The sequence below is a fragment of the bacterium genome (assembly GCA_035703895.1).
Lineage (GTDB): Bacteria > Sysuimicrobiota > Sysuimicrobiia > Sysuimicrobiales > Segetimicrobiaceae > Segetimicrobium.
Map to the genome: position 1 here is coordinate 1 of DASSXJ010000167.1, position 2,194 is coordinate 2,194.

Genomic DNA, 2,194 nt, shown 5'->3' on the forward strand with positions numbered 1-2,194 from the left:
TGATGCTCGAACGATGTCTGCCCGCGGGGCGGAATCTCGAAATACCGAATGGCAAAGTGCTGGGCCCCTTCCCTCGGCCCAATGAGCACCTTGCGGCAACTCCCTTCGCTCGCCCCGCCTCCCCGATACGGTTCCTCCTCCACACCGTCCCAGACGAAGTTGCCGTTCATGCCGATCTGTCTATGGACTACGCCCACGGCTATGTCCTCGTTATCACATGAAGTTGGGAACCGCACCACCGTGCAGGTCGGAGATTCGTTCGGCCACCGCACGGTCGAAGCCTACCTGAAGCAGACGCCTGACCCGGGTGGCATGCATTTCCCGGTACAGATCCTTGACCCGCTCGCGACCCCGAGCGACGTGTTCCGGCGATGATCCGCCGCCGGCGAGCACGGCCAGGGCCTGCTGGACAAAGGGGCTGGCCCCGGCGGCCTGTCGAAGGAAGGCGGCCCTGCCTTCGGCCGCTTGATAGAGCGTTCCCGCCAAGGTTGGGTCATGCTGCAGATGGTACGCGATGTGTGAGACCCCATAGCCAACGTGACGTCCCTCGTCCTGACGAGCCATCCTGAAAATCGTGGCGGTGACGGGATCGGGCGACACCTCCTCCAGGAACTTGAGGAGTTCCATGAAGGTGCCTTCCCCCAGGATGTGGAGGAGGAAGGACGCATTTGTGAAGTCCTCCTGGTCGAGCAGGCTCTTGAGCGACCACTCCGTAGCCGCCGACACGTACTGCAGACCGCCGCCGTTGGCAAGGGCACGCTTGGTGAAGACCTCCACGTGGCGGGCTTCGTCCTCAACCTGGCTCGCCAGGAACAGCACGACCTCGGTAAAGCGAGGGTCCACCTTGGTGAGGAGCTTTGCGGGAAGATACAGGGCGAGGTATTCATTTTGAATCATGAAGGTGCAGACCTGACAGACCGCCTGCTCCACGTCTGCCGGCAGCGGCTTCAAGTCGTGCCACGAGATGGCGGTGGCCGCGTTCCACTGTCCCAATTTAGCCTGCTCGACCAGGTCGGCGATGTTCTCCGTCCAGACCTCTACTTTCTTGTTGAAAGGAAAATCAAATGGCGGGGTGCTGGGGTCGATCACCGACCCTCGCTGGGCTAAGCCCCAGTGGGCCGGCGCCTCGTCCGGGACCTGGCCGGCCTGGCCGATGAAACAATCTCTGAGGTCAATCCCAAAACCGTCGCGGGCGGGGACTCGAATTCCCCAGTCGGGCTTGCCCCAGGCGGTGGTGTCTGGGAGCTTGATCTCCATTCCCTCGCATCCTCCTTATCGACCGATCGGACTTGAAGAGCCAAGGTGCCGCGCCTGCTCGCTAGGTACTTGACCGCCCCGGGGGGCTTTACCTCTCGCACCGGCGCCTATCGGGTGATCCCGTACGGGCAGTACGGGCAGCACTGATCGCACCGGCACCGTCTCACCGAGAGATCGGTGAGGCGGTAGACATACAGCAGCGTCAGAACGTTCCCGCCGTTCTCTGCCGTCAACGGCACCGCCTGCGCGCCCGAGAAGCAGTGCGACCACTTCAAGGGGCCGTACGTCACCGCCACCCCCTTCGATCCATTGAAGCTGTCGAGGGGCGGCCACACCACTGCCCAGGCCGGACGGGGAACGAGGAGGACGGGCAGCGTGCCGCCTGAGTGATACCTGAGTTGGGATGCGATCTCGTAATTGTCCGTGATGACCTCGGTCCCGGGGCCGAGCGCCGCCATCTCTGCTTCTATGCGCGCCGCAGCCTGTTCCCATCCGTGCAGGGCGATGGGGGTTGGCGGCGGGGGAAGCCCGGGGATCACCGCGCGCGCGATGAAGACCGCGGTCAGCGCGGCGTTCCCCCATGCCAGCGCTGCGACCCCGCGGTTCCACAACGCTCCGAGGATGATCGCGAGTTCGAGGTAGACCGGGCCCAGCCAAGCGCCGCGCCCGATGCCCACGACGGCCGTCAGGACCGTAAACGCGAGTGCGGGGAGGGTGGTCCAGAGGAGATAGCGGAACCGTTCGTCGCCTCGACGGCGCCACGCCGCCCAGAGAGCCCACACGAACGCGGGAAAGAGCAGCAGCACGAACTCGAGGTGTGGAGAGACGAGCCCCCTCAGGCCGGCGGGGCCGTGTCCCCACCGAGGTCGTTCGTATAGAAAGAAATGAATGCCGGCCCAATCGTGGACGAGATTCCAGATGATCACCGGGAGAAACA

The 2,194-nt window shown here is 64.1% G+C and carries 3 protein-coding genes; all 3 read right to left on the reverse strand.

Annotated elements, in window-relative coordinates; all coding sequences use genetic code 11:
• Positions 1–197: hypothetical protein (locus VFP86_11800; GenBank protein ID HET9000324.1), on the reverse strand; the 197-nt coding region annotated here is incomplete at its 3' end.
• A gap of 16 nt (positions 198–213) precedes the next feature.
• Positions 214–1,257 (reverse strand): ferritin-like domain-containing protein, encoded by a 1,044-nt coding sequence (locus VFP86_11805; protein ID HET9000325.1) that lies wholly within the window; start codon positions 1,255–1,257, stop codon positions 214–216.
• A 107-nt stretch (positions 1,258–1,364) separates the two neighbouring features.
• Positions 1,365–2,194 (reverse strand): hypothetical protein (locus tag VFP86_11810; GenBank protein ID HET9000326.1); only part of this gene is annotated, 830 nt, incomplete at its 5' end.

Bases quoted from the DNA above. Each gene is read 5' to 3' on its own strand.
- VFP86_11805 (HET9000325.1), bottom strand. From the start codon at position 1,257: ATGGAGATCAAGCTCCCAGACACCACCGCCTGGGGCAAGCCCGACTGG.